This is a genomic window from Arthrobacter bussei, assembly GCF_009377195.2.
In the GTDB taxonomy this organism is placed as follows: Bacteria; Actinomycetota; Actinomycetes; order Actinomycetales; family Micrococcaceae; genus Arthrobacter_D; species Arthrobacter_D bussei.
In genome coordinates, this window is the sequence record NZ_VJXX01000001.1 from 647,140 (window position 1) to 669,845 (window position 22,706).

The following is a 22,706-nucleotide window of genomic DNA, read 5'->3' on the forward strand; positions in this document are numbered from 1 at the left end:
AAGGCGGCTGACCTCGGTTCTTCTCGTTGGTCGCCGATCCACGGATCGCGTGCCGGTCAGTAGAGCACCATCCCCGATCGGGGCGTGCACCATGAACGACCAGGAAGTCCTTCTTCCACAGCCGCTCGCAGGCTGCCGTACCAGCCGTCCTGCGGATCCTTCCGTCCGCCGTCCAGGCGCCGGCCGCACGGCCTCGCCGTGCCCGCCAGGCGTCGTCGCCCCAGTGTTCCGCACCGGGATCCGCACCGCCTCCTGACGCGGTGGATGCCCGTCGTGGCACTCCTCCCGCACCTCCCGCTCCGGGCCCTGCACGTCACCTTCCTGCCTCGGCCCCTGCGAGCGTCCCCACCCCGCCGGCCCATCCCTTCCCGGCACCTGTACGCCATACTGCAAAGGACCACCCCCATGACGCAGCACATCGCCACCTTCCTGCAGGACTGCACCGCCGTCACCGCCGACGGTTCCCTCGTCCCCGCCGATGAGCTCGAGGGACTGTACCTGTACTGGTGCTCCACCCGCACCGACACTCCCCTGACGACCGAGGACCTCATCACGGCCCTCGTCGCGCAGGAAGGCGTGGAACGCCTGCAGCACAACGGCGTGGACTGCATCGAAGGACTCGTCCTCACGGGTGGTGTGATGGCAGAATTCATCCTCACCTGCGACTTCACGGGCGCCTGGGGCCAGCCCGATCTGTGGGACCTCGCCGCGGCGCGGGACGTCGCGACCGCCTCGTAGGACGTCCGAAGGAGACACCGTGGCCCGACGGACCGCCGGCACGCGCAGCACCCCCGCGCTGGCCGTCCTCTCCGACGCCGGGATCGCCTTCACCGCGCGTCCTTACCGTCACGACGACGGCGTCTCGTCCTACGGCCTCGAAGCCGCCGAAGCGCTCGGCGTCGAGCCGTCCCGGGTCTTCAAGACCCTCATGGCCAGTGTGGACGGGGTGCTCGCCGTCGCCGTCGTCCCGGTCAGCGGCTCCCTGGACCTGAAGGCACTCGCAGCGGCCCTCGGCCGGCGCAGGGCCGTGATGGCGGATCCGGCCGACGCGCAGCGGCGCTCCGGCTACGTCCTCGGGGGGATCTCGCCGGTCGGGCAGCGGCTTCCACCGCCCGTGGTGATCGACGTGACGGCACTGCAGCACTCCACCGTCTTCGTCTCGGGAGGACAGCGGGGGCTCGACGTCGAGCTCTCCCCCGCGGACCTCATCGCGGTGACCGGAGCGCTGACGGCCCCGATCGCCGACCCCTGAGGCACACGTCGACACCCGGGCCGGCTGTCCTGCCGCCCGCTACGGCTGTCCGCGCCGAGGTAGCTGCGGTCCCGCCGTCGACCGCTACGGTGGAGGCGTGATCACGATCAGCGCGAGCATCCCTCCGGCCGCCGAAGAGATCAGGGACCGCTACAGGCAATGCATGTTCCTCGCGCTCACCACCGATGCCGAGGACACCCCGGGCGCCTCCAGCTCACACCCCTTCTACGCCTCGATGGGTGTCCGCCGACACGCGGAACTCGGTCTCGCCGCCTTCGGTCTCCGGCCGTGAACCACCCGCTGTGGGAGCTTCCGGCGTGGCCGGCCACAGCGCCGTCCGCCGGACAGGTGATGCTCCGGCGGTTCGAGGACCGGGATGTGGGAATGGTGCAGGAGCTCTCGACCGATCCCTATGTACCCCTGATCGGGACCCTTCCGCCGGCGTGCGACCGCGCCGGTGCCCTGGCCTACATCGCGCGCCAGCGGCAACGGCACGTCGAGGGCACCGGGTTCTCGTTCGCCGTCGGGGACGCAGGCAGCGGCCAGGCGCTCGGCATGATCGGGCTGTGGCTGCGTGACCGCGCCCTCGGTCGCGCACAGGTGGGGTACGCCGTCATGCCCCGGGCCCGCCGCCGGGGCGTCGCCACCGACGCCCTGCGCGCCCTCGTCCCGTTCGCGTGGACCCTCCCGGAACTGCACCGCCTGGAACTGCACGTCGAGCCGTGGAACAGCGCCTCGGCGAGCGCCGCCACGTCGGCGGGATTCGCGGTCGAGGGGCTGCTGCGAGGCTACCTCGAGATCGGCGGCCGACGGCGGGACCTCATGTCCTACGCCAGGATCCGCGACGTCCCGTCGGGCACGGAGGTACCGCATCCCCCTTCCCTGGGTGGCGCGTGAACGCTGCTCCCCCGGAACGCGTATACCCCTCACGAGTCGCCGAATCCCGGTGACCGGCGCTTCCCGAGGAGAACACGATGAAGAAGAAGACCACACTGGGTGTCCTTGCACTCGCCACGATCGCTGCGGTGGGCCTGGTCCCGGCCGTCGCCAGCGCGACGGGCGGCTCCTCCCAGACCGGCAGTGCGTCCGTGCAGCACTCGAACGGGGGCGGGAACGGAGCCGGCAAGCTGCGTATCGTGGGCCTGGCCGACGGCGGGACCGCACTGGTGCACTTCGAGACCGCGAAGCCCGGCAAGGTGCGCGGTGCAGTCGGCGTGACCGGTCTGACCGGAGGTGACACGCGCCTGATCGGCATCGACTACCGCGTGCAGGACGGCCACCTCTACGGCGTGGGCGACAGAGCCGCCGGCGCCGGTGTGTACCGGATCGATGCGGGAACAGGCCTGGCGACCCTGGTCACCCGGCTCACCGTCGCCCTGACCGGGTCGACGTTCGGCGTCGACTTCAACCCCGCCGCGAACGCGCTCAGGATCACCAGCGACAGCGGTCAGAACCTGCGCCAGCCCTTCGCCACCGCAGGTGCGCCGACCGTCGCGGACGGCGCGCTGAGCTATGCGGCGCCGGCGATCGCCCCCGGCATCAACGGCGCCGCCTACACCAACAACGACCTCGATCCCAACACCGCGACCACGCTGTTCGACCTGGACACCGCCCTGAACCAAATCGCCGTGCAGTCTCCCGCCAATGCCGGATCGCTGGCCCCGACAGGAATGCTCGGTGTCGATGCCGGTGGCGATACAGGCTTCGACATCTACTCCACGCTCCGGGACGGCACCACCGTCGGAGTCACGGGCTTCGCCGCCGTGAACGGCTCCCTCTACGAGATCGCCCTGCTCAGCGGCACGGCAACCTCCCGCGGCACGATCGGCGCGGCGGTCACCGATATCGCCCTGCCCCTGGACCAGCGCTGACGCGCGTCCCCGCCCCGGACCCGGCCGCGGCCGTCGCGTCCTCGTCCCGGGTGGGGCCGCTCGTCCTCCGAACCCCGATCGCAGCAGCGGAGCAGGCTCCGGGCAGCCGGAGCGCGCCGGCACGAGGCGGTCATCCTGCTCGCTTCCGCTCAGTGCGATGCTCTCCAGGCGAGGACCGATGCTCCTGCCTTCACTGCCGGTCCGGCCGGCACCATCCTCATCATCGAATTGCGGACGGCAATGCTGATCCTGCCGTCGACGTCGGCTCCCACCCGCCCGGCACCCCGTGACCGGCCGACCATCTTCTGCGTACGCGGGCGGCGCGCTGCGTCGAACCTGCTCAATGCGACCTCCAGGGACTCTCCCTCCCTGACGGGTCGGCCGACCAGGAGACCGATGCACGCGCCGTCCTCCAAAGAGGAGTTCGCTCCCTGCCCCATCGTGGGGAGCATGGCATGCGCCGCGTCGCCGACGAGCGCCACTCGTCCATGCACGTAGGTCCCGAGGTGGGGGGCCAGGTCATAGACGTCATGGCGCATGACCTGATCGGTCGGCGTCCGATCGATCAGAGGCCGGACGGGGTCGGCCCACCCCGTGAAATGGTGCAAGGCCGCGGTCTTCTCGTCAGGCCGACGCCGCCCCTCATCCGAGGAGGTGTATCCGTACCAGTAGACCCGGTTCGCTCCGATACGCACGGCCCCGAACTCCGTTCCCGGGCCCCAGCGAACGGTGAAGTCCTCGGTCACCAGCGCGGAATCGGTGGCGATCCCCCGCCACGACGATTTGCCGCTGAACCGAGGTACCGGTCCGGGCGCAAGGAGGCTCCTGACGGTGCTGCGAAGACCGTCGGCTCCGACGACCAGATCGGCGTCGTAGGACGTCGCGCCCGCCGCTCCTCGACAGTCCACCCGCGCCCTGGCTCCGCCCGGTGTGCCCGGGGTGACGCTGATGACGCGGGCACCACTGACCAGTTCGACATCTCGGGCTGCTGTGAGCAGCGCGCCGTGGAGGTCCTGGCGGTGGATACCGTAGACATCCTGGCCCGGGCCGGTCGCCTCGGCGCGAGGAAGGCGCACCAACCAGGAGCCGTGCTCGTCGGTGGTGCCGGCCATCCGTACCCGGAAGCCTGCGCGGCGGACAGCAGCGTCGACGCCGATGGAGGCCAGGGTGGACATCCCGTTGGGGGTGATCGTCAGCCCCGCACCGACCTCGGTGAAGGCTCGCTCCCGCTCGAGCACTGTCGCCGTCCAGCCCTCCTGCACGAGAGACACCGCCGCAGCCAGGCCGGCGATGCCTCCGCCCACGACCACCGCGTGGTGCTCGGCCGTCATGATCCCATCCCCTCATGCGCTTCCATCAGCCGAGCGTACGCCGAGCGGCGACTCCTCGGGACAGCGAAACCCCGCGAAGCCGGCACGGCGTTCGTTACCCGAGGCTCCACGTCGGAGCCGTGCGTCCTGGCTGCGTCCTGTCCGCGTCCTGTCTGTGTCTGTGTCTGTGTCTGTGTCTGTGTCTGTCAGAGGATCGACGACGCCACGATGGGCACGGCGCCGCCCCGGACCGTCAGGCCCCCCGAGGGTGGAACGAGCACGGTGATCCGCGACGGGCGGCCCACGTCGGCGCCCTGGTGGACCGTCAGCGTCGCCGGTGGCGAGACCTCTCCGAGGTGCCGCAGGTAGGCGCCCAGGGAGGCCGCCGCGGATCCTGTGGCGGGATCCTCGCGGACGCCTCCCGGTGGGAACGGATTGCGGGCGTCGAAGACGAGCGTGTCCCGCCGATGCACGACGGCGACGGTCGCATTCCAGCCCTGGGCTGCCATGAGCCTCCTCAGCCCGGGGAAGTCGTAGTCGAGCCCGCGCAGGACGGCCGCGCTCCGCACGGGGACGACCGGATGGACATTGCCCGCGTAGGAGAGCAGCACGGGCAGGCTCTGGTCGAGGTCCGTCTCACCGAGCCCCAGACGAAGCAGCAACTCCGCGCGCACACCGCCGTCGATCCCTTCCACGCGCGGCTCGACCGTCACGAGTGACGCCACGAGACGTCCGTCCACCAGCTCCGTGACGAGGTCGATCGGCCCCACCGGTGCATCCAGCAGGAGTCGCCCCACACCCTCACGCTCGGCCAGCGCCACGCCCGTGGCGATCGTCGCATGGGCGCAGAAAGGTACCTCCGCCTCCGGGGCGAAGTAGCGGAGCTGTGCTCGACCGGCGGATCGCCGCAGGACGAACGCGCTCTCCGCGTACCCGATCTCCGCGGCGATGGCCTGCATCTCCGCCGCCTCGAGGTGATCGGCGTCGAGCACTATCCCAGCCGGGTTACCGCCGTCGGGCGTGTCCGTGAAGGCTGCGTAGCGGAGGATCTCCATGCGCACAGGCTAGCGGGCACACCGCCTGATCCGCCGGGGCTGCGCGGGTCGCTTGCTGTCGTCGACGTCGATGAGTCGATGACTGAATGACTCGATGACTCGATGAGGGGGCAGAGCGTAGGACTCCTCACCGATGAGATCCAGAAACAATTCATTCGAGGCCGGCGAGCACCGAGCAATCCGCTCACGCCCGATATCGAAAGTCCGTCGGACGGCTTTCTCGGTCGAACCGTCGATCATCACCAGCAGCAGGATCCCATCGCTTCCGGCTCGGCCCATTCCCATGACTCCCTGAGTCGCTCTGCCCGGGAGGACGCCAGACCGTCGGAAACCGTGCCCTGCAATGAGCAGGATCGATATCTGCGCTGTCCAGGAAGGCCTCCGCTGCGACGACACCGATGTCGGCCTCTTCCGGAGAGACCAGGTCCAGCGGATTATCCAGGACATCTGTCAGCCCTGACATACGAGCCTCGAATTCCTCCGTGCCGGCGATTCCTGTGGACCTGCTCCGCGATGGCATGTGCCGCTCGGTCGTCCTGGAACGCGCCGAGGAATGAAAAGCACGGCGGGGGACGTCGGTGGTGATATCGGGGATAAAAAGCAGGCTTAGTCAGTTCCGGGATAGAGTCAGGAGAAGGGGGACACATTCGTCGACAACGAGTAATCCAGGAGTAGAACAATGGCACAGCGCGTCCAGGTGGAATTGGTCGACGACCTCGATGGTGCGGAAGCACAGGAAACCGTGCGATTCGGCGTCGATGGCACCGATTACGAGATCGATCTCACGGCAGAGAATGCCGAGAAGCTGCGCTCGATCCTGTCCCTCTACGTCGACAAGGGGCGGAAGTCGTCTGCGGGCCGGCGCGGTCAGAGCGGGCAGGCCCGCCAGGCGACCTCGACGCCGTCGACGACCAAGTCCAAGCGCGAAGAGACGCAGCAGATCCGCCAGTGGGCCAAGGACAACGGTCACAACCCCAGCTCGAGGGGACGTATCACCCAGTCGATCATCGACGCGTACAACGAAGCTCGGTAGGAGCCGGGTCGCAGCCGACCAGGAGCGAAGAGGACCGGCGCGGACGGGATGATCTGATGGCGGCGTCCGACGAGCGGTGGGCGAGGGCCGAACGGTAGGCCCGAGGTCTCGCCGATCAGTGAAGGGGCAAGACACTGCGGTCCGCGACATCCGCTAGGTCCCGATCGACGTGTGTCCGTTCGCCGTCGTGCTCGCTGCCGCCGGATCGCTGCTGCCGGGCGACGAGCCTGCAGGTCGGCTTCCCGTCGCTCACCCGTCCAGGCTGCTCAGGTCACCCGCGGTCGTGTTGGTGCGCCGATTGACGAGCCAGGTGATGAGCCACAGCACCACCCCGATGGCCATGAGGCCGCCTGCGATCTGGTACTGGACGACGTCGCGCCCCACCCAGGGACCGGCCAGGAAGGCGCAGAGGAGCGCGGCCACGATGGGGAGCGGTCCGGGCGAGGTGAAGAAGACCTTGCGATTGACGTCGCGCTTCCGTCGCAGCACCACGCAGGCGATGTTCACCACGGTGAAGACGCACAGCAGGAGGAAGGCAGTGGTGCCGGAGAGGTTGGCCACGATGTTGCTGTCCGGGTCGCTGGTCACGTACAGGATCAGCCCGAGGGCCAGGACGGTCGAGAACGCGATGCCGGCCCAGGGTGTGCAGCGCACCGGGAGCACCTTGCCGAGCGGGCGGGGAAGCACGCCCTGACGGGCCATGCCGTAGATCAGCCGGCTGGCCATGAGCATGTTGATGAGGGCGGTGTTCGCGACCGCGAAGACGGCGAGGAACGGGAAGATCCTGTCGATCGGGAAGTCCGGCGAACCGGCGCGGACCACCTCCAGCAACGCCGCCCCCTCGGCCTCACGGATCCCGGCGAGTTCGGTGGGGCTGAGCACCGTGACCACCGAGATGGCCACCAGCATGTAGAAGATGACGGCGATCCCCAGGCCGGTGAGCATGGTGCGCGGGAAGATGCGCTCCGGGTTCTGGGTCTCCTCCACCATGTTCACGGAGTCCTCGAACCCCACCATGGCGAAGAAGGCGATCGACGTCGCCGCGGTCACGGCGAGGAACAGTCCCTTGTCCTGCGCGTCGGTGAACACGAAGATCTCGCCGACATTGCCCTTGCCCTGCGCCATCGCCAGGAATCCGACACCGATCACGATGCACAGTGCGGTCATCTCCACGAGTGTCAGCACCACGTTGAACTTGACGCTCTCGCCGACCCCGCGGAGGTTGATCACGGCCAGCAGCAGCATGAAGGCGAGGGCGACGACGGTGATGACGCCCTGCCCCGGCATCTCCAGCCACCCGTTCACCTCGAGGCCGCCGAAGAAGTTCTGGGCGAGGACGTTGGCCGATGTCGCAGCGCTCGTGATCCCGGAGCAGACGACGGCGAACGCCACGAGGAACGTGACGAAGTGGATGCCGAATGCCTTGTGGGTGTAGAGCGCCGCCCCGGCCGCCTGGGGGTACTGCGTCACGAGTTCCAGGTAGGAGAAGGCGGTCATGGTCGCGACGATGAAGGCCAGCAGGAACGGGAGCCAGACGATTCCGCCGACGGTGCCGGCCATGGTCCCGGTCACGGCGTAGACCCCCGCCCCGAGGATGTCGCCGACGATGAAGAGCAGGAGCAGTTTCGGTCCGAGGACCCGTTTCAGTTCGGGCTCGCCGGTCGTGGTCGGAGCGTCGGACACGTGCTCGGCAGAAGTACTCATGGTCGGCCTCCCCTAGGTTTTCCACCTCACTGTGGCCCTGTTCAGTCTGCTTAGCAAGCACTCGCCCGGAGAAATGTCACTCGTGACGCAGGGCGGGGACCGCGCCCGTTCGCGCTCGGCGCGGCCGTGGACGAAGCTTGGTCCGCTACCGATGATTTTCCGGACTATCCCTCGTCCAAGGGATACACGGTTCAGCACAGAGCCCCTTCAGCAGCAGCACCACGAACAGGAGAACAGCCATGAGCACCAAGGTCTTCATCAACCTCCCCGTCACCGATCTCGGCAGGTCCAGGGAGTTCTACACCGGCTTCGGCTGGACCCTGGACCCCGACTTCTCGAACGACGACGCCGCCGCCGTCACGATCAGCGACACCATCCACCTGATGCTCCTCACCCACGGGCACTGGTCCCGCTTCACGGACAAGCCGGTGGCGGACACCCGGACGAGCTCCGCAGTGATCAACGCGATCAGCGTGGGGTCCCCGGCCGCGATCGACGCGCTCGTCGACCGGGCCGTGGCGGCCGGCGCCGACGAGGGGAAGGCCCAGGACCTCGGCTTCATGCGCTCGCGCTCCTTCGCCGATCCCGACGGACATGCCTGGGAAGTCCTGTGGATGGACCCGATCGCCCAGACCGGCGACTGGGAAGCGGTGCAGGCCAAGTACGGGGAGCAGCAGCCGGCCTGAGCCCGGTCCGGGTGTCCCGGCCCGCGGCATCGTGCACGGCTTTACGGGGGCAGTGTGCGTGTCGCGCCGGGACACGCCGGTGATCAGGGACGAGCGCGCGACAAGGCGTGCACGACGGCGCGGGCGACGTCAGCCCGAGAACGCGGCAGGACCTCGGGGGCAGGACACGGCAGGAGCCGCCCCCCACGAACGGGAGCGGCTCCTGACGGGTGGGCTCGGGTCGGGTCAGAGGGTCGCTGCGAGCCACTCCTGGACCACGGGGATCTCGACCCGCTGGTAGCCGCCGAGGTAGCGGCAGTTCGAGGTGTACCCATAGCTCGTGACCGCCACGAGGTAGCCATCGAGGAAGACGGGCCCCCCGGAGTCACCGAAACAGGTTCCTCCTCCCCCGCGGTTGTCATTCGGGTTGCCCTGCAGCTGGAGGATCTGCGGCGTCAGCTTCTGTCCCGGGGAGGTGGTGCTGCGCCGGATCAGGGGATACGACATGGGCTGGGGCTTCTGCGGACCTGTCGCCGGCTTGCGCACCTCGGTCCCATATCCCACGACCTCGAAGAGGGTCCTGTTGAGCACGGGCGAGGCGAACCGGTCGAGGTACCGGAGCGGGGCGACGACGGCCGGCTCGATGCCGACCACGGGCTCATCGAGGACGATGACGCCGACATCGTTCCAGTTGTCCGTATCCGTGAAGTCCGAGTACTCGGGATGGGTCAGGGCCGTGCCGGCGAAGAATCCTGCCGCCGTGATCTCCTCGTCGGTGTACCCGGCGGAGGGGTCTGCGGCCACGGGCAACGGCAGCGGGGGCGTCTCGGCGACGACCGTGTCGAAGGTGACCAAAGTGCTGCCGACGGCGGGGTCCGTGCAGTGCGCGGCCGTGAGGAGGACCGTCGGCTCGATCAGGGTGGCCGAGCAGCGGTACCGCGATCCGTCCTCGTCGTACGCGAGGATCAGTGCCACATTGGGGTGCGCCTCGCCGTCGGGCTGACCCCCGGTGATGGCTGCGGCGGGCTGGATGCCGACTGCGGCGAGCGCCATCGCCGACGTGGCGAGGAGCGCGGACATTCGAAGGAGACGTCTCATCATTGCGACCTTTCCGAAGCGGGTGGTGCGAGAACCGTACAGCCGCTGGCGGAGCTACGGCCACTGATTCCGGAGGGCTTTCAGAAGCGGCACGATGGGCGGGCAACCGACGACGGATCGCCCTGGTCCGGCCGGCCGCCTGTTGCGCTCCAGGTGCGGTCCGGCGGCAGCGCAGGATCGCAGGAAGAGTGCGCAGGAAGAGTGCGGAGGAAGGATGCGCAGGAAGGGTTCGCAGGAAGGGTTCGCAGGAGGGGTGCGGGGATGACCTAGCGGTCCTCGCCGCCGCGACGCCAGACCCGTAACTGGCCTATCGGCTGGAATCCCGCGCCCCTGGCGAGGTCGAGATCGGCGCCGTGCTCGTAGCCGACCACCGGCACGCCGGCGTCTGTCGCCTGCGCGAGGGCAGGCAGGTCACCCCAGACGGCGCCGCGCGCCTCGGGCGTGGTGAAGACATTCGACAGCCCGACGACGGACGCGCTCCTGAAGAGGATCGCCCCGCCCACCACGGTCGCCCCGTCGCGGGCGAGGAGGATCCGCACCGCGGTCTCGCCGAGGAGTCCTGGGCGGAGCAGGCCCGGCAGTTCGGCGGCGTCCTCCCAGGCGGCCGCGCCGGGACGGTCGTCGACCCGGGTCCACGCCAGCGCTGTGCCGGCGGCGTCGTCCGGCATCCGGCGGATCCACGACACGGTGAAGACCGGCTCGAAGCCGGCAGCACGGAGATCGAGCGAAGCCCACCCGTCCTTCACGGCGCAGGCGGGGCGATCACCCAGACCTTCCACGAGTGCCGAGGACGTCTGCCCCGGACGCAGCGTCATGGCGTCGGGATAGAAGCGCGGCGGCGTCGTCCCGGTCCGCCAGATGCCGTTCCACACCGTGACCGGGACGTCGTGGGCGCGGCACACGGCAGAGCACCAGTCCGCGTTGTTGCCCACGGCCGCCACCACACCACTCACAGGCCGACCCTAGCGTCGCGTCCGATGCTGCGCGAGAGCGGGACGCCGCACCGATGACCTCAGGACGGCGCAGGGATGGGGCGGGGCGGGTACCGAACCGCGTCGACGCGGATCACCGCCCGGCCGACCGGACCGCTCCGTGCGTTGACAGCCCGTGTGACGACGCTTACTCTGGGAACGTTCACAGATCCTCGATGGAGAGTCCCGCCGCCCAGTTGTGGGAGCGTTCACAGAATGCGCCGGCGCCTCCCCGACGACGGGATCGGCATCGCAGCATCGAGGAGCAGGCTTGGCACGCACAACCACCGTCGCAGCACTGTCCGGGACCGGGCAGCTCGTGTACGGATGCGACTACAACCCCGAGCAGTGGGACCGGTCCGTCTGGGACGAGGACGTCCGCCTCATGAAGGAAGCCGGCGTCAACCTCGTCGCCGTCAACATCTTCGGGTGGGCAGAGATCGAACCCGAGCAGGGCACCTTCCGCTTCGACGACCTCGACGCCGTCATGGACCTCCTCGCCGCGAACGGGATCGGCGTGAATCTTGGCACCGGGACGTCGTCGACCCCGGCGTGGCTGACCACGGCACACCCGGAGATCCTGCCGCGGACGGCCGACGGCACCGCCCGCTGGCCGGGCGGCCGGCAGGCCTTCTGCCCCAGCTCGCCCATCTACCGCGAGCGTGCCCTCGCCCTCGTCGAGCAGGTGTCCACCCGCTACGGCCACCACCCCGCCCTCCGCCTGTGGCACGTCTCCAACGAACTCGGCTGCCACAACTCGCTGTGCTACTGCGACGTCTCCGCGGACTCGTTCCGAGGATGGCTCCGCACGCGCTACGGCACCCTGGACGCGCTCAACGCCGCCTGGGGCACCGCCTTCTGGAGCCAGCGCTACTCCGCGTGGGAGCAGATCCTCCCGCCGAGGCTCACGCTCTCCGCGACCAACCCCACCCAGACGCTCGACTTCAACCGCTTCAGCTCGGACGAACTCCTCGCTCACTACCGCGCGGAGGAGGCCGTCCTCCGGCGCACCAGCGATGCGCCCGTCACCACCAACTTCATGGTCGCCGCACACATCCGGAACCAGGACTACTGGACCTGGGCGCCGCACATGGACGTCATCGCGAACGACCACTACGTGGACCACCGCCTCGAGGCCCCCCTCGCGGAGCTCGCCTTCACCGCGGACGCCACCCGGGGGCTCGCCCAGGGCCGTCCATGGCTGCTGATGGAGCATTCCACCGGAGCCGTGAACTGGCAGCCCCGCAACATCGCCAAGGGACCCGGCGAGATGCTCCGCACCTCCCTCACGCACCTCGCCCGCGGTGCCGATGGCCTGTGCTTCTTCCAGTGGCGCGCGTCGCTGCAGGGCAGCGAGAAGTTCCACTCGGCCATGGTCCCGCACGCCGGCACCGACTCGCAGACCTGGCGCGACGTCGTCGACCTGGGTTCCTCGCTCGGCAGGCTGGGTGAGCTCGCCGGCACCACGGTGCACGCCGACGTGGCCCTCGTCTTCAGCTGGGAGGCCTGGTGGGCGCACGACCAGGAATCACACCCCTCCGGGGACGTCCGGTACATCGAGCAGGTGCACGCGGCCTACAGGGCGCTGTGGGAAGCGGGACTGACCGTCGACGTCGTCGCGCCCGGAGCGGATCTCTCGGGGTACAAACTCGCGGTGGTCCCCCATCTCTACCTGATCCGCGACGAGGACGCCGACAGGATCAGCGCCTTCGTCCGCGCCGGCGGTTCGGCGTTCGTCACCTTCTTCAGCGGGATCGTCGACGAGAACGAACGCGTGCGTCCGGGGGGCTACCCGGGCGCTTTCCGGGACCTGCTCGGCATCCGGTCCGAGGAGTTCTTCCCGCTCCACCCGGCACACCCGCTGACGCTGGACAACGGGTCACCGGCGTCGCTCTGGTCCGAGTCGCTCCACCTCACGACAGCCGAAGCCGTCCTCCGGTACGCGACCGGCCACCACGCAGGTGCTCCGGCCGTGACCCGCAATCGCGCCGGGGCCGGCGAGGCCTGGTATGCCTCGACCGTGCTCGACGGCGGGGTCCTGAAGGACCTGCTGCTGCGGGCGGCCGTGGCCGCCGGCGTCCGCCTCCCGGAAGCGCAGTCCGGGCTGGAGTGCGTAACCCGGCGCGGCAACGGCCACGACTACGTCTTCCTCATCAACCATTCCACCGAGGACCGCAAGCACCGGGTCCGCGGGATGGAACTGCTGACCGCCGAGGCCGTGGCCGACGTCGTCGTGGTTCCCGCAGGCGCGGTCCGCGTCGTCCGCACCGACACCACGGAATCAGCACTCCCCCACACCGACGGCTCGCCCCAGGGCCGAAAGGATGCAGGCCATGACCGTCATTAGCACTCCGGCCGACGCGCCCAAGGCGCCACCGGCCACGCGGAAGAACCGCTCGTCCGGAGCGCAGCGCCGCGCGGTGGCGCTGTTCATCGCGCCGTTCGCACTGCTGTTCCTCGCCTTCTACGCCGTCCCGATCATCTACGCGATCGTGCAGTCACTGCTCACCGTCGAGCGTGAGGGTACCTTCGGACCGCCGCGCCAGGTCTTCGGCGGCCTCGTGCAGTACGAGCAGGTCTTCCAGAACACGGCGTTCTGGGAATCCGTGGGCCGCGTCCTCCTGTTCGGCGTGGTCCAGGTACCGATCATGCTGGGCCTCGCCCTGCTGTTCGCCCTGCTCCTCGATTCCCCGCTGCTGAAGGGCAAGAAGTTCTTCCGCCTCGCGTTCTTCGCCCCGTACGCCGTCCCGGGCGTCATCGCCGCGATCATGTGGGGCTTCCTCTACTCACCGTCGCTCTCGCCCTTCGGCGCCGTGACCTCCAACGTCGACTTCCTGGGCGGGAACCTGGTGCTCTGGGCCATCGCGAACATCGTGACGTGGGTCTACGTCGGCTACAACATGCTGATCATCTACTCCTCGCTCCTCGCGATCCCCACCGAGATCTACGAGGCAGCACGGCTCGACGGCGCCAGCAACCTCCAGATCGCCTGGCGGATCAAGATCCCCCTCGTGATCCCCGCGATCATCCTCACCGCGGTGTTCTCGATCATCGGCACCCTGCAGCTGCTCGCGGAACCGCAGACCCTGCGCAGCTTCAGCTCGGCGATCAACAGCACGTTCACCCCGAACCTCGCGGTCTACACCACGGCGTCGGTGCCGAACTACAACCTCGCCGCGGCGTTCTCGGTGGTCCTCGCCCTCGCCACGTTCATCCTCTCCTTCGTCTTCCTGAAGTCCACCCAGCGGAAGGTCACCCAGTGACGGCAGCCCCAGCCACCACCCCCAGGAGCCGCCGCGGCGGGAGCACGACGGCGCCCGGTGCCGACACGCGTGCCCGCGGGCCGCGCCAGAGCATCATGTCCCGCAGCGCCGCGATGCTCATCATGGGGGTCTTCACCCTCTACTTCCTGACACCGATCTGGTGGCTCCTCACCACGTCCACGAAGACCGGCGGCGAGATCACCTCCACGGCTCCGCTGTGGTTCACGGCGAACTCCTTCGGGACGTTCTTCGGGAACCTCGGCCGCCTGTTCTCCTACGGGGACGGCCTCTTCGGCCGCTGGCTGCTGAACTCCGCCCTGTACGCAGGAGTGGGCGCGCTGATCGGCACGGTCATCGCGGCGATGTGCGGGTACGCCCTGGCGAAGTACGAGTTCAGGGGCCGCGAGGCGATCTTCAACATCGTCCTCAGCGGTGTCCTGGTCCCGGCGACGGCGCTCGCCCTGCCGCTGTTCCTGATCTTCAGCCAGGTCGAGCTCACCAACACCATGTGGGCCGTCTTCCTGCCGAGCCTCGTGAGCCCGTTCGGCGTGTACCTCGCCCGCATCTACGCCGCGGCCAGCGTGCCGGGCGAACTGCTCGAGGCGGCCCGCCTGGACGGTTCGGGGGAAATCCGGACGTTCTTCACGGTCTCCACGCGCCTGATGGCACCGGCCCTCGTGACGATCTTCCTCTTCCAGTTCGTGGCCATCTGGAACAACTTCTTCCTGCCCCTGATCATGCTCCGCGACCAGGCGCTCTTCCCGGTGACCCTCGGCCTCTACGCCTGGAACAGCCAGATCAGCCAGATCCCCGAACTGCGCTCGCTCGTGATCGTCGGAGCGCTCGTGTCGATCGTCCCGCTGATCATCGCCTTCCTCGCGCGAGCGGTTCTGGAGCAGCGGCCTGGGCGCCGGCGGCGTCAAGTAGCACTCCCGATCTTCCCGACCAGCACCACAGGTGTCGGGGCGTCCGCCCCCGCACTGCTCAATCAACCGATAGGAAAGACAATGCGCGCGCATTACGGAAAAGTCACCGCGGCCTTTGCCATGATCTCTGCGCTGGCTCTCTCCGGCTGTTCAGCCGGCGGAGACAGCTCCGGAGCCGAGGCAGGGGCCGAGGCAGCCCCCTGCGAGGCCTCCGACGGCCCCGTGACCCTCGAGTTCACCACCTGGGTACCGGGCATGGACCAGGTCGTCGAGCTCTGGAACGAGGCGAACCCGGACATCCAGGTGACCGTCCAGACAGGTCCCAACGGCAACTCGGGTACGTACCAGAACTTCTTCAACCAGATCCAGGCCGGTAACGCCCCGGACCTCGGCCAGATCGAGTACGACGCACTGCCGAACTTCCGCGTCCAGGACGGCCTGGAGAACATCGCGGGCTGCGAGGGTGTCGCCGACGCCCAGGACCAGTTCGTGGACTGGACGTGGGGCCAGGTGACCTTTGGCGAGGAGGGCTCGGTCTACGCGGTCCCCCAGGACAGCGGCCCCATGGCCATGTACTACCGCGCCGACCTCTTCGAGGAGGCCGGCATCGAGGTGCCCACCACGTGGGAGGAGTACGCCACGGCGGCCGAGGAGATCAAGGCCCAGGGTTCCTACATCACCAACTTCCCGAAGACCGACGTCAACTGGTTCGCCGGCATGGTGTGGCAGAACGGCGGCCAGTGGTTCGCGAACGACGGCGAGAACTGGGACGTCAACCTGACGAGCCCCGAGTCCGAGGAGGTCGCCACCTACTGGCAGGACCTGCTGTCCAAGGACCTCGTCTCCACCCTCCCCTCGTTCTCGGACGAGTGGAACGCGTCCTTCAACACCGGCCAGCAGTGGACCTGGGTCTCGGCGGTCTGGGGCGCGACAACCCTGTCCGACGGCGCACCCGACACCGCCGGCAAGTGGGCCGTGGCCCCGATGCCGCAGTGGGAGGACGGCGGCGAGACCGCAGGCAACTGGGGCGGTTCCTCCACCGCAGTGCTGAAGGGCTCGGAGCACCCGGCCGAAGCCGCGAAGTTCGCGCTCTGGCTGAACACCGATCCCGAAGCCCTCGCCCTCGCCAATGAACTCGGCGGCCTCTACCCGGCTGCGAAGTCGGCCACCGACCTCGAAGCCTTCGCCGGCGGCGTCGACTACTACGGCGGCCAGAAGATCTACGACGTCTTCGCCGACGCCTCCTCGAACGTCAACCCGGACTTCACCTGGGGACCGACCATGACGCAGACCTACACCGACGTCTCCGACGGGTTCGGTGCCGCCATCGGTGGTTCGGGCACGCTGATGGACGCCCTCGAGACCGGCCAGCAGAAGACGATCGACTCGCTGAAGGCGCAGTCGATCCCCGTCTCGGAGTAGCTCCGCGCCGAGCACCAGACCATGGAGCGCCGCGTCCCGGAAGGGACGCGGCGCTTCCTGCATCCGCCTGGAATAGGGTTGACGGATGACCACGCCACTGCCCGAGGACCGCATCCGAGCAGAGCTGCGGTCCGCCCGCTCGGCGGAGACGCCGGATGCCGAGTGGAGGTCCTTCGAGGTACGCTTCGACGCGGAGTTCCCGCGTCTGCAGTCCCTGTTCCACCGGATCTACGGGCCGGATGCGGACGCGGAGCTGGTGCAGGTGGTGCTGGACGCCGCCCGGTCCTGGCAGGAGCGCCCCGCGGACCTCAAGGACATCGACGCGTCGCGGGCCATGGCACCCGAGTGGTTCCAGTCGAACAGGATGCTCGGGGGCGTCTGCTACGTGGACCTGTACGCCGGCGATCTCTCCGGGGTACGTGAGCGCATCCCCTACTTCCGCGAACTCGGGCTCACCTACCTGCACCTGATGCCGCTCTTCCTCGCGCCCGAGGCGAACTCCGACGGCGGCTACGCGGTGTCCAGCTACCGGGACGTCGACCCCCGGCTCGGGACCATGGACGACCTCGCGGACCTCGCACGGGAGCTCCGCGAGGAGGGTATCGCCCTCGTGGTCGACTTCATCTTCAACCACACCTCCAACGAGCACGAATGGGCGCGCAGGGCCGTTGCCGGCGACCCCGACTACGCCGACTTCTACTGGATCTACCCCGACCGGGAGCTGCCCGACGCCTACGAGCGGACGGTGCGCGAGATCTTCCCCGACGACCACCCCGGCTCCTTCGTGCAGCTCGAGGACGGACGCTGGATCTGGGCCACCTTCTACTCCTTCCAGTGGGACCTGAACTACCGCAATCCGAGGGTCTTCCGTGCCATGGCCGGCGAGATGCTCTACCTCGCGAACCAGGGCATCGACATCATCCGGATGGACGCCGTCGCCTTCATCTGGAAGCAGCTCGGCACCCCCTGCGAGAGCCTGCCCGAGGCGCACCTCCTCCTCCAGGCCTTCAACGCCGTGTGCCGCCTCGCGGCGCCGTCGCTCCTGTTCAAGTCGGAGGCGATCGTGCACCCCGACGAGGTGGTGCAGTACGTCGACCCGGATGAGTGCCGGCTGAGCTACAACCCGCTGCAGATGGCCCTGATCTGGAACTCGCTCGCCACGCGGGACGCCTCCCTCCTCGCCCAGGCGCTGGAACGCCGGCACGACCTCCCCGACGGCACCGCGTGGGTCAACTACGTCCGCAGCCATGACGACATCGGGTGGACCTTCTCCGACGAGGACGCCGCGGAACTCGGCATCGACGGCCACGACCACCGCCGGTTCCTCAACGCCTTCTACGTGGACCGCTTCCCGGACAGCTTCGCGCGCGGCGTCCCGTTCCAGGACAATCCGCGCACCGGCGACTGCCGCATCTCGGGGACCACGGCCTCGCTCGCGGGACTGGAGGCCGGCGACGGCGCCGCGGTGGCCCGCATCCTGCTGGCCCACTCCATCATCCTCAGCACGGGCGGCATCCCTCTGCTCTACCTCGGGGACGAGGTGGGCCAGCTGAACGACTACTCCTACGTGGACGATCCCGCGAAGGCCGGGGACAGCCGCTGGGTGGGCCGGCCCGCCTACCCCGCCGAGCGCTACGCCACGAGGACCGACCCCGCCACCGGAGCGGGCGCACTCTTCACCGGCCTGTCGGGACTCATCGGCGTGCGGAAGCGAACGCCCGAGTTCACCGGCGGGAGGCTCGTGCCCTTCCACACCCACAACCCGCACGTCCTGGGGTACCAGCGGCCCGGGCTGCTCGACGGCGAGGACTCCACCGTGGTCGTGTTCGCCAATGTCGCCGACACCCACCAGGTCGTCGCGTCGACCACGCTGTCCGGGCTGCCGCGGACCGCCGTCGACCTCATCGGGGGCGGGGTGGTCCGCCTGGACACCGCGCTGACCCTCGAACCGTACGGCGTGCGGTGGCTGCGGGTCTGACGACGGCGACGGCCGCGTGCGTCAGGCCTCCCGGCGCGAGAACTCCCCCGCTGCACGGACCTGGTCCGGGGTAGGCCTGATCCCGGTGTACAGCACGAACTGCTCCTCCGCCTGCAGGGCCACCACCTCGGCCCCGGTGATCACGGGCTTCCCGGCCGCCCTCGCGGCGAGGACGAGGGGCGTCTCCGACGGGGAGGCGACGACGTCGAACACCACCTGCGCGGCGTCGACGGCCGCCTGCGGGAAGGCGAGGGCGTCCGCATCCGCTCCCGCCATGCCCAGGGGGGTCACGTTGAGCAGGAGATCGGCCACCGCATCGCCGACGTCGGCACGCCAGTCGAAGCCGTACAGGCCGGCGAGCGCGCGCCCGGTCCGCTCGTTGCGGGCGACGACGGTGACCCGCTCGAACCCGGAGTCCCGCAGGGCGGCGACGACAGCCTTCGCCATGCCGCCCGACCCCCGCACCAGCACGGAGGACGCCGGCGGGACAGCGTGCTCGCGGAGCAGCCGTTCTACGGCCAGGTAGTCCGTGTTGTAGGCGGTCAGGACGCCGTCGTCGTTCACGATGGTGTTCACGGAGTCGATCGCGGTGGCCGACGGATCCATCCGGTCGACGAGCGGGATCACGTCTTCCTTGAAGGGCATGGACACGGCACAACCCCGGATGCTTAGGCCGCGCAGGCCCGCGACGGCGGCCGGGAGGTCGGTGGTGGTGAACGCCTTGTAGATGTAGTTCAGCCCCAGCTCCTCGTAGAGGTAGTTGTGGAAGCGCGTGCCGATGTTGCTCGGTCGGGCTGCCAGGGAGATGCAGAGGGTCATGTCTTTGTTCAGGATGGGCACCCGGCCATTCTCCCTGCCGTGCGGCATCCGGCCTAGTAGGCGCCCAGGCGCACCATGCCGTCGTGCACGTGCCGGGCCAGAACGCTCCACACGGCGGCGGACTCGAAGGGTTCGAGCTCGACGCCTCCCGTCCCGTTCACGAACACGAGGTGCTGACCCGCCGTGCCTGCCGAGAGCCACGTGCTCGCCGGCGCCGCCGCGCCCGCGTCCTGCAGGGACCAGGCGAGCCACGGCTCCCGCCACATCCGCGCCAGACCAGGATCGCGGCCCGGCGGACTGGTGACCGGGCCGGTCTCGAGCCGGCGGGCGAAGGCCTCCGCGGTCAGGGCGAGGTGCTCGCCGGTGTAGCTCCAGGCGGGTCCCACCCCCAGCCAGGAGACGATCAGGGCGGGCAGGCCGGCGACGTTCACGGCCTGCACCCGGCTCCGCCCGAGCGCCGGGACCGCGGGGTCCCCGGCCGGTGCCGGACCGGACACCAGGAAGGCACCGGCCGGGCCGACCCATGCCGTGAGCGATGTCGCGAGATCGGTGCGGGAGGCGCCGACCGTGAAGGAGAAGGTCTGCTCCCTCAGCGGGGCGAGCAGGTGCCGTCCCGCCGTCGTCGACACACCCGTCGCGTCGAGCAGACCGGCTGCGGCGAGTTCGGCACGCAGCGGACCCTCCTCGGCCCGATCGGAGGCGCCCGCACGGTCCTCGGCACGGCTCATCAGCAGGCCGAGGGCCTCGTCACCGACGATGTGGCCGCCGGCGACGAACGGCTGCACGGCGGCGATGCGGGAGAGATCCTCGAGGGGACGCCCCAGGTGCTCGGAGGCGGTCCGGTCGAGGGCCGGCTCGGGACCGGTCACCGCCGGAGCCCCGGCCGGCGGCGTGGTCTGCCTTGTCTCGACGGTCGCCAGGGAGACCATCCGATGAAGGAGGGGTTCCATCCCCATCAGCTGTTCGGGCGCGAAGCTGCACGTGATCTCGAGGGACAGCCCGCCGACCACGCAGAGCCACCGCACGGCGCAGACGGCCTGGCCGGCCTGCTCGTAGGTGATCTTCTGGCGGCGGGCGGGATGCCCGCCGAGAGTGGCTTCCTCGTGTCCGACGACATGGGCTCCCGGCAGGGATCGGAGGGAGGAGATGACGGCCCTCGTCGCGAGCAGGGCGAGTGACGCCCCGCCGCTCTCACCGAGGCGCACGACGAGGTTCGGCCGGAACGTCCCCTCGGGGACCTCGGGATGCGCGAGCACCAGTGCGGCGCCGCGCTCGGACAGCCGCTGCCAGGCGCCGAGCCGCGGGACGGAGACCGGGCCCGCCGTCTCCCAGGTCCACCCCTGATCGAGCTGCGTGGTCATGGCGCCTTCCGGTCCTGCATCGGGTCCTGCATCGGGTCCTGCATCGGGTCCTGCATCGGGTCCTGCATCGGGTCCTGCATCGGGTCCTGCATCGGGGTGTCCGTCCGGGTCGGTGGCCGGTCCCGGGGTGCGGCGTCCCGATGCCCGCCCTCCTGCCCGTCGGTCTGCCCGTCCGTCGGCCCGTACTTCCGGGAGAAGGCGTCCGTCCCGTTCCTGATGCGGTCGTCGGACTCCCTCATCCAGCGGGGCTGGAGGAAGCGTGGCACGAAGAAGCAGCCGAGCAGTCCCAGGGCCAGGCAGGCGGTCAGGACGAGACCGACCAGCCCGGCTGCGGGCTGCGGCAGGTCGAGCAGGGCGTCATCGACGGCGATACCCATCAGGAAGACGCCGATCGGCAGCATCGCCAGGCTGGGTTTGCCCGGCAGGAAGCCGTCCCCCACCACGAGGAAGGTCCAGGTCCGGCGGATCGTCGCGATGCTCGCGACGATGAGGAAGAGGCCCAGCGGGAGGGCGGTGAACAGGAGGATCGGGGACATCAGGGGCTCCGTGGGGCGAAGGGGCGGGCAGGATCACAGGGTCCTCGGCCGGGCGGCGGCGTCGGACGCTCGGCGGCGCGGCCAGCCTAGCCGAAGACCGAGTCCCACCCGTCCGAGATCGCCCCTCCGATGTCGGACACGACCTCCTTGCCGGCGTCGTACGCCGCCTCCGCACCGTCCGCGACGGCGTCCTTGACACTCTCCCCGCCCAGCCAGTCGGGCAGTTCCTGGTCCGCGAGGTAGGAGATGCCCATGCCGACGCCGAAGCCGATCACCGTACCCACAGGACCGCCGATCATGGTCCCGACGGCGGCACCCGTCATGCCCGCACCGACGTCGAACGCGGTCTTCGCTCCACCGCGCACCACGCCGAGTTCGGTGGCCCGGGCGCTCCGGTCCGCCTCGCTCATCTCCGGGTGCTCCACGAGCAGACGGTCGTAGGCCTTGCCGCGCTCGTCCGCGATGGTCAATCCCGCCATACCCACCGCGAGCACGCCGCCGCCGATCCTGATCCCCTTCAGCCCGTTCGGCAGCTCGCCGAAGGTGGGCCTCGGCGCCGCCGGATCGGGGATGCGCCAGTTGGAGGGGTTCGCGTCCACTCGCGCCCGGTAGGCCGCTGAGGTGTCGTAGAGCCGTTGGTTCACCGACGGGCGCCAATCCACCGCGGGTACGAACCCGTTCCGCGTGTAGGCCTCGGACACCGTGCGGCCGTAGTCGGGGTGGTCCGGGCTGCCGATGTGGACATCGCGACCGTCGATGGTCAGGTAGCGGTTCCCCGCGATCTCCGCCGGCGTGAGCGGCAGGTTCGGATCGAGGGGTGTGAACCTGAAGTCCTGCCACGGCATGGGGACCTGGCGGTAGGCCGTGATGTCGACGCGCTTGAACGTGTAGGTGCCCGAGTAGTTCGTTCCACCCGCGACGACCAGTCCCACCTCGGGTCCGCTCAGGGTGCTCACCGTGTCGTCGGTGGTGCCGTCGATGCCGTTGAGTGCAGCGACGCACGCGAGGACCGCGTCGTCGTAGTCCTGCGCCAGCGCAGTGATGTCGTGCTGCAGCAGACCCTGCTGCATCTGGTCGACGTCCGAATCCGGATCGGCGGGGTCGACGCGTGGCGGGTCCGCCTCGAAGGCGGCGGCCTCGCCGAGCAGGGCTGAACGCCGGGCCTCGAGCTGGCGGACGGTGTCCGCGAAGGCCGTCAGCGCCGTCTTCGCCTGCGCGGCGGCGAGTTCGAGGACGTCCCCGTGGGGTGTGATGCTGCTGAACACCGCGAGGACGTCGACCTGCTCGGGTGCACTGTAGGAGGCGGACAGTCCCGACCAGGTGGTGGCCAGGCCGTCGACGGCGGCGCTGACAGCGGTCCCCGCTGTGGCGATCTCCGCGGCTGCGGCGTCGAGGTCGGCGGTCAGCGCCCAGTCGTCCAGGCCGCTCGTGTCGAAGCCCAC

At 69.5% G+C, this 22,706-nt stretch carries 20 protein-coding genes and 1 pseudogene; 12 read left to right on the forward strand and 9 right to left on the reverse strand.

The window, feature by feature from the left end:
* Window positions 1-405 precede the first annotated feature (405 nt).
* The 5 genes from FNH21_RS02945 (at window position 406) to FNH21_RS02965 (ending at window position 3,123) form a co-directional block, all read left to right on the forward strand.
* Window positions 406-738 carry a hypothetical protein gene (locus FNH21_RS02945; RefSeq protein WP_152812182.1) on the forward strand — a complete coding sequence of 111 codons (333 nt, stop codon included), beginning with the start codon at window positions 406-408 and terminating at the stop codon, window positions 736-738.
* 19 nt (window positions 739-757) lie between these two features.
* A complete protein-coding gene (gene ybaK, locus FNH21_RS02950; protein WP_191931561.1) occupies window positions 758-1,252 on the forward strand; it encodes a Cys-tRNA(Pro) deacylase in 495 nt (164 codons plus the stop codon).
* A gap of 97 nt (window positions 1,253-1,349) precedes the next feature.
* On the forward strand, window positions 1,350-1,544 hold the full coding sequence (locus FNH21_RS02955) for a hypothetical protein (protein ID WP_152812184.1): 195 nt from the start codon (window positions 1,350-1,352) through the stop codon (window positions 1,542-1,544).
* Window positions 1,545-1,603: 59 nt separating this feature from the next.
* Window positions 1,604-2,149, forward strand: a complete 546-nt coding sequence (locus FNH21_RS02960; RefSeq protein WP_152813910.1) for a GNAT family N-acetyltransferase — start codon at window positions 1,604-1,606, stop codon at window positions 2,147-2,149.
* Between the two features lie 77 nt (window positions 2,150-2,226).
* Complete coding sequence (locus FNH21_RS02965; RefSeq protein WP_152812186.1) at window positions 2,227-3,123, forward strand: DUF4394 domain-containing protein; 897 nt, start codon at window positions 2,227-2,229, stop codon at window positions 3,121-3,123.
* A 149-nt stretch (window positions 3,124-3,272) separates the two neighbouring features.
* Here the strand turns inward: FNH21_RS02965 and FNH21_RS02970 are convergent, their stop codons facing one another.
* The gene (locus FNH21_RS02970; RefSeq protein ID WP_152812188.1) at window positions 3,273-4,454 is read right to left on the reverse strand and encodes an FAD-dependent monooxygenase; all 1,182 of its coding nucleotides are present in this window, start codon (window positions 4,452-4,454) and stop codon (window positions 3,273-3,275) included.
* Between the two features lie 185 nt (window positions 4,455-4,639).
* Window positions 4,640-5,488: a PhzF family phenazine biosynthesis protein gene (locus FNH21_RS02975; protein ID WP_152812190.1), complete on the reverse strand. Its 849-nt coding sequence runs from the start codon at window positions 5,486-5,488 to the stop codon at window positions 4,640-4,642.
* Window positions 5,489-6,167: 679 nt separating this feature from the next.
* Here FNH21_RS02975 and FNH21_RS02980 point away from each other — a divergent pair.
* Entirely contained in the window at window positions 6,168-6,521 is a 354-nt protein-coding gene (locus FNH21_RS02980; protein WP_152812192.1) for a histone-like nucleoid-structuring protein Lsr2, read from the forward strand.
* 249 nt (window positions 6,522-6,770) lie between these two features.
* Here the strand turns inward: FNH21_RS02980 and FNH21_RS02985 are convergent, their stop codons facing one another.
* Window positions 6,771-8,225, reverse strand: a complete 1,455-nt coding sequence (locus FNH21_RS02985; RefSeq protein WP_152812194.1) for an APC family permease — start codon at window positions 8,223-8,225, stop codon at window positions 6,771-6,773.
* 239 nt (window positions 8,226-8,464) lie between these two features.
* Here FNH21_RS02985 and FNH21_RS02990 point away from each other — a divergent pair, with 239 nt between their 5' ends.
* On the forward strand, window positions 8,465-8,911 hold the full coding sequence (locus FNH21_RS02990) for a VOC family protein (protein ID WP_152812196.1): 447 nt from the start codon (window positions 8,465-8,467) through the stop codon (window positions 8,909-8,911).
* Between the two features lie 225 nt (window positions 8,912-9,136).
* Here FNH21_RS02990 and FNH21_RS02995 read toward each other — a convergent pair whose 3' ends face one another.
* A complete protein-coding gene (locus FNH21_RS02995; RefSeq protein WP_241742707.1) occupies window positions 9,137-9,988 on the reverse strand; it encodes a S1 family peptidase in 852 nt (283 codons plus the stop codon).
* 266 nt (window positions 9,989-10,254) lie between these two features.
* A complete protein-coding gene (locus FNH21_RS03000) occupies window positions 10,255-10,941 on the reverse strand; it encodes a hypothetical protein (RefSeq protein ID WP_152812200.1) in 687 nt (228 codons plus the stop codon).
* Between the two features lie 289 nt (window positions 10,942-11,230).
* Between FNH21_RS03000 and FNH21_RS03005 the strand changes: the two genes are divergently transcribed.
* The 5 genes and pseudogenes from FNH21_RS03005 to FNH21_RS03025 all read left to right on the forward strand — a co-directional run bounded on the left by FNH21_RS03005 (window position 11,231) and on the right by FNH21_RS03025 (window position 18,548).
* Entirely contained in the window at window positions 11,231-13,306 is a 2,076-nt protein-coding gene (locus FNH21_RS03005; RefSeq protein ID WP_152812202.1) for a beta-galactosidase, read from the forward strand.
* Window positions 13,284-14,222, forward strand: a complete 939-nt coding sequence (locus FNH21_RS03010; RefSeq protein ID WP_152812205.1) for a carbohydrate ABC transporter permease — start codon at window positions 13,284-13,286, stop codon at window positions 14,220-14,222. Before FNH21_RS03005 ends, FNH21_RS03010 begins: the two co-directional genes overlap by 23 nt.
* A 95-nt stretch (window positions 14,223-14,317) precedes the next feature.
* Window positions 14,318-15,149 (forward strand): annotated as a pseudogene (locus FNH21_RS03015) (carbohydrate ABC transporter permease).
* Between the two features lie 80 nt (window positions 15,150-15,229).
* A complete protein-coding gene (locus FNH21_RS03020) occupies window positions 15,230-16,570 on the forward strand; it encodes an ABC transporter substrate-binding protein (protein WP_152812207.1) in 1,341 nt (446 codons plus the stop codon).
* Window positions 16,571-16,655: 85 nt separating this feature from the next.
* Window positions 16,656-18,548, forward strand: coding sequence for an amylosucrase (locus FNH21_RS03025; RefSeq protein WP_152812209.1), 1,893 nt, complete (start codon window positions 16,656-16,658; stop codon window positions 18,546-18,548).
* Between the two features lie 21 nt (window positions 18,549-18,569).
* On the opposite strand, the gene FNH21_RS03030 is transcribed toward FNH21_RS03025, so the two are convergent.
* The 4 genes from FNH21_RS03030 to FNH21_RS03045 form a co-directional block, all read right to left on the reverse strand.
* A complete protein-coding gene (locus tag FNH21_RS03030; RefSeq protein ID WP_338403134.1) occupies window positions 18,570-19,388 on the reverse strand; it encodes a shikimate 5-dehydrogenase in 819 nt (272 codons plus the stop codon).
* A 32-nt stretch (window positions 19,389-19,420) separates the two neighbouring features.
* Window positions 19,421-20,728 (reverse strand): DcrB/PsbP domain-containing protein, encoded by a 1,308-nt coding sequence (locus FNH21_RS03035; RefSeq protein WP_152812211.1) that lies wholly within the window; start codon window positions 20,726-20,728, stop codon window positions 19,421-19,423.
* Entirely contained in the window at window positions 20,725-21,264 is a 540-nt protein-coding gene (locus tag FNH21_RS03040; protein ID WP_191931562.1) for a hypothetical protein, read from the reverse strand. The genes FNH21_RS03035 and FNH21_RS03040 overlap by 4 nt, the downstream gene beginning before the upstream one ends.
* A gap of 86 nt (window positions 21,265-21,350) precedes the next feature.
* Complete coding sequence (locus FNH21_RS03045) at window positions 21,351-22,706, reverse strand: hypothetical protein (RefSeq protein WP_152812213.1); 1,356 nt, start codon at window positions 22,704-22,706, stop codon at window positions 21,351-21,353.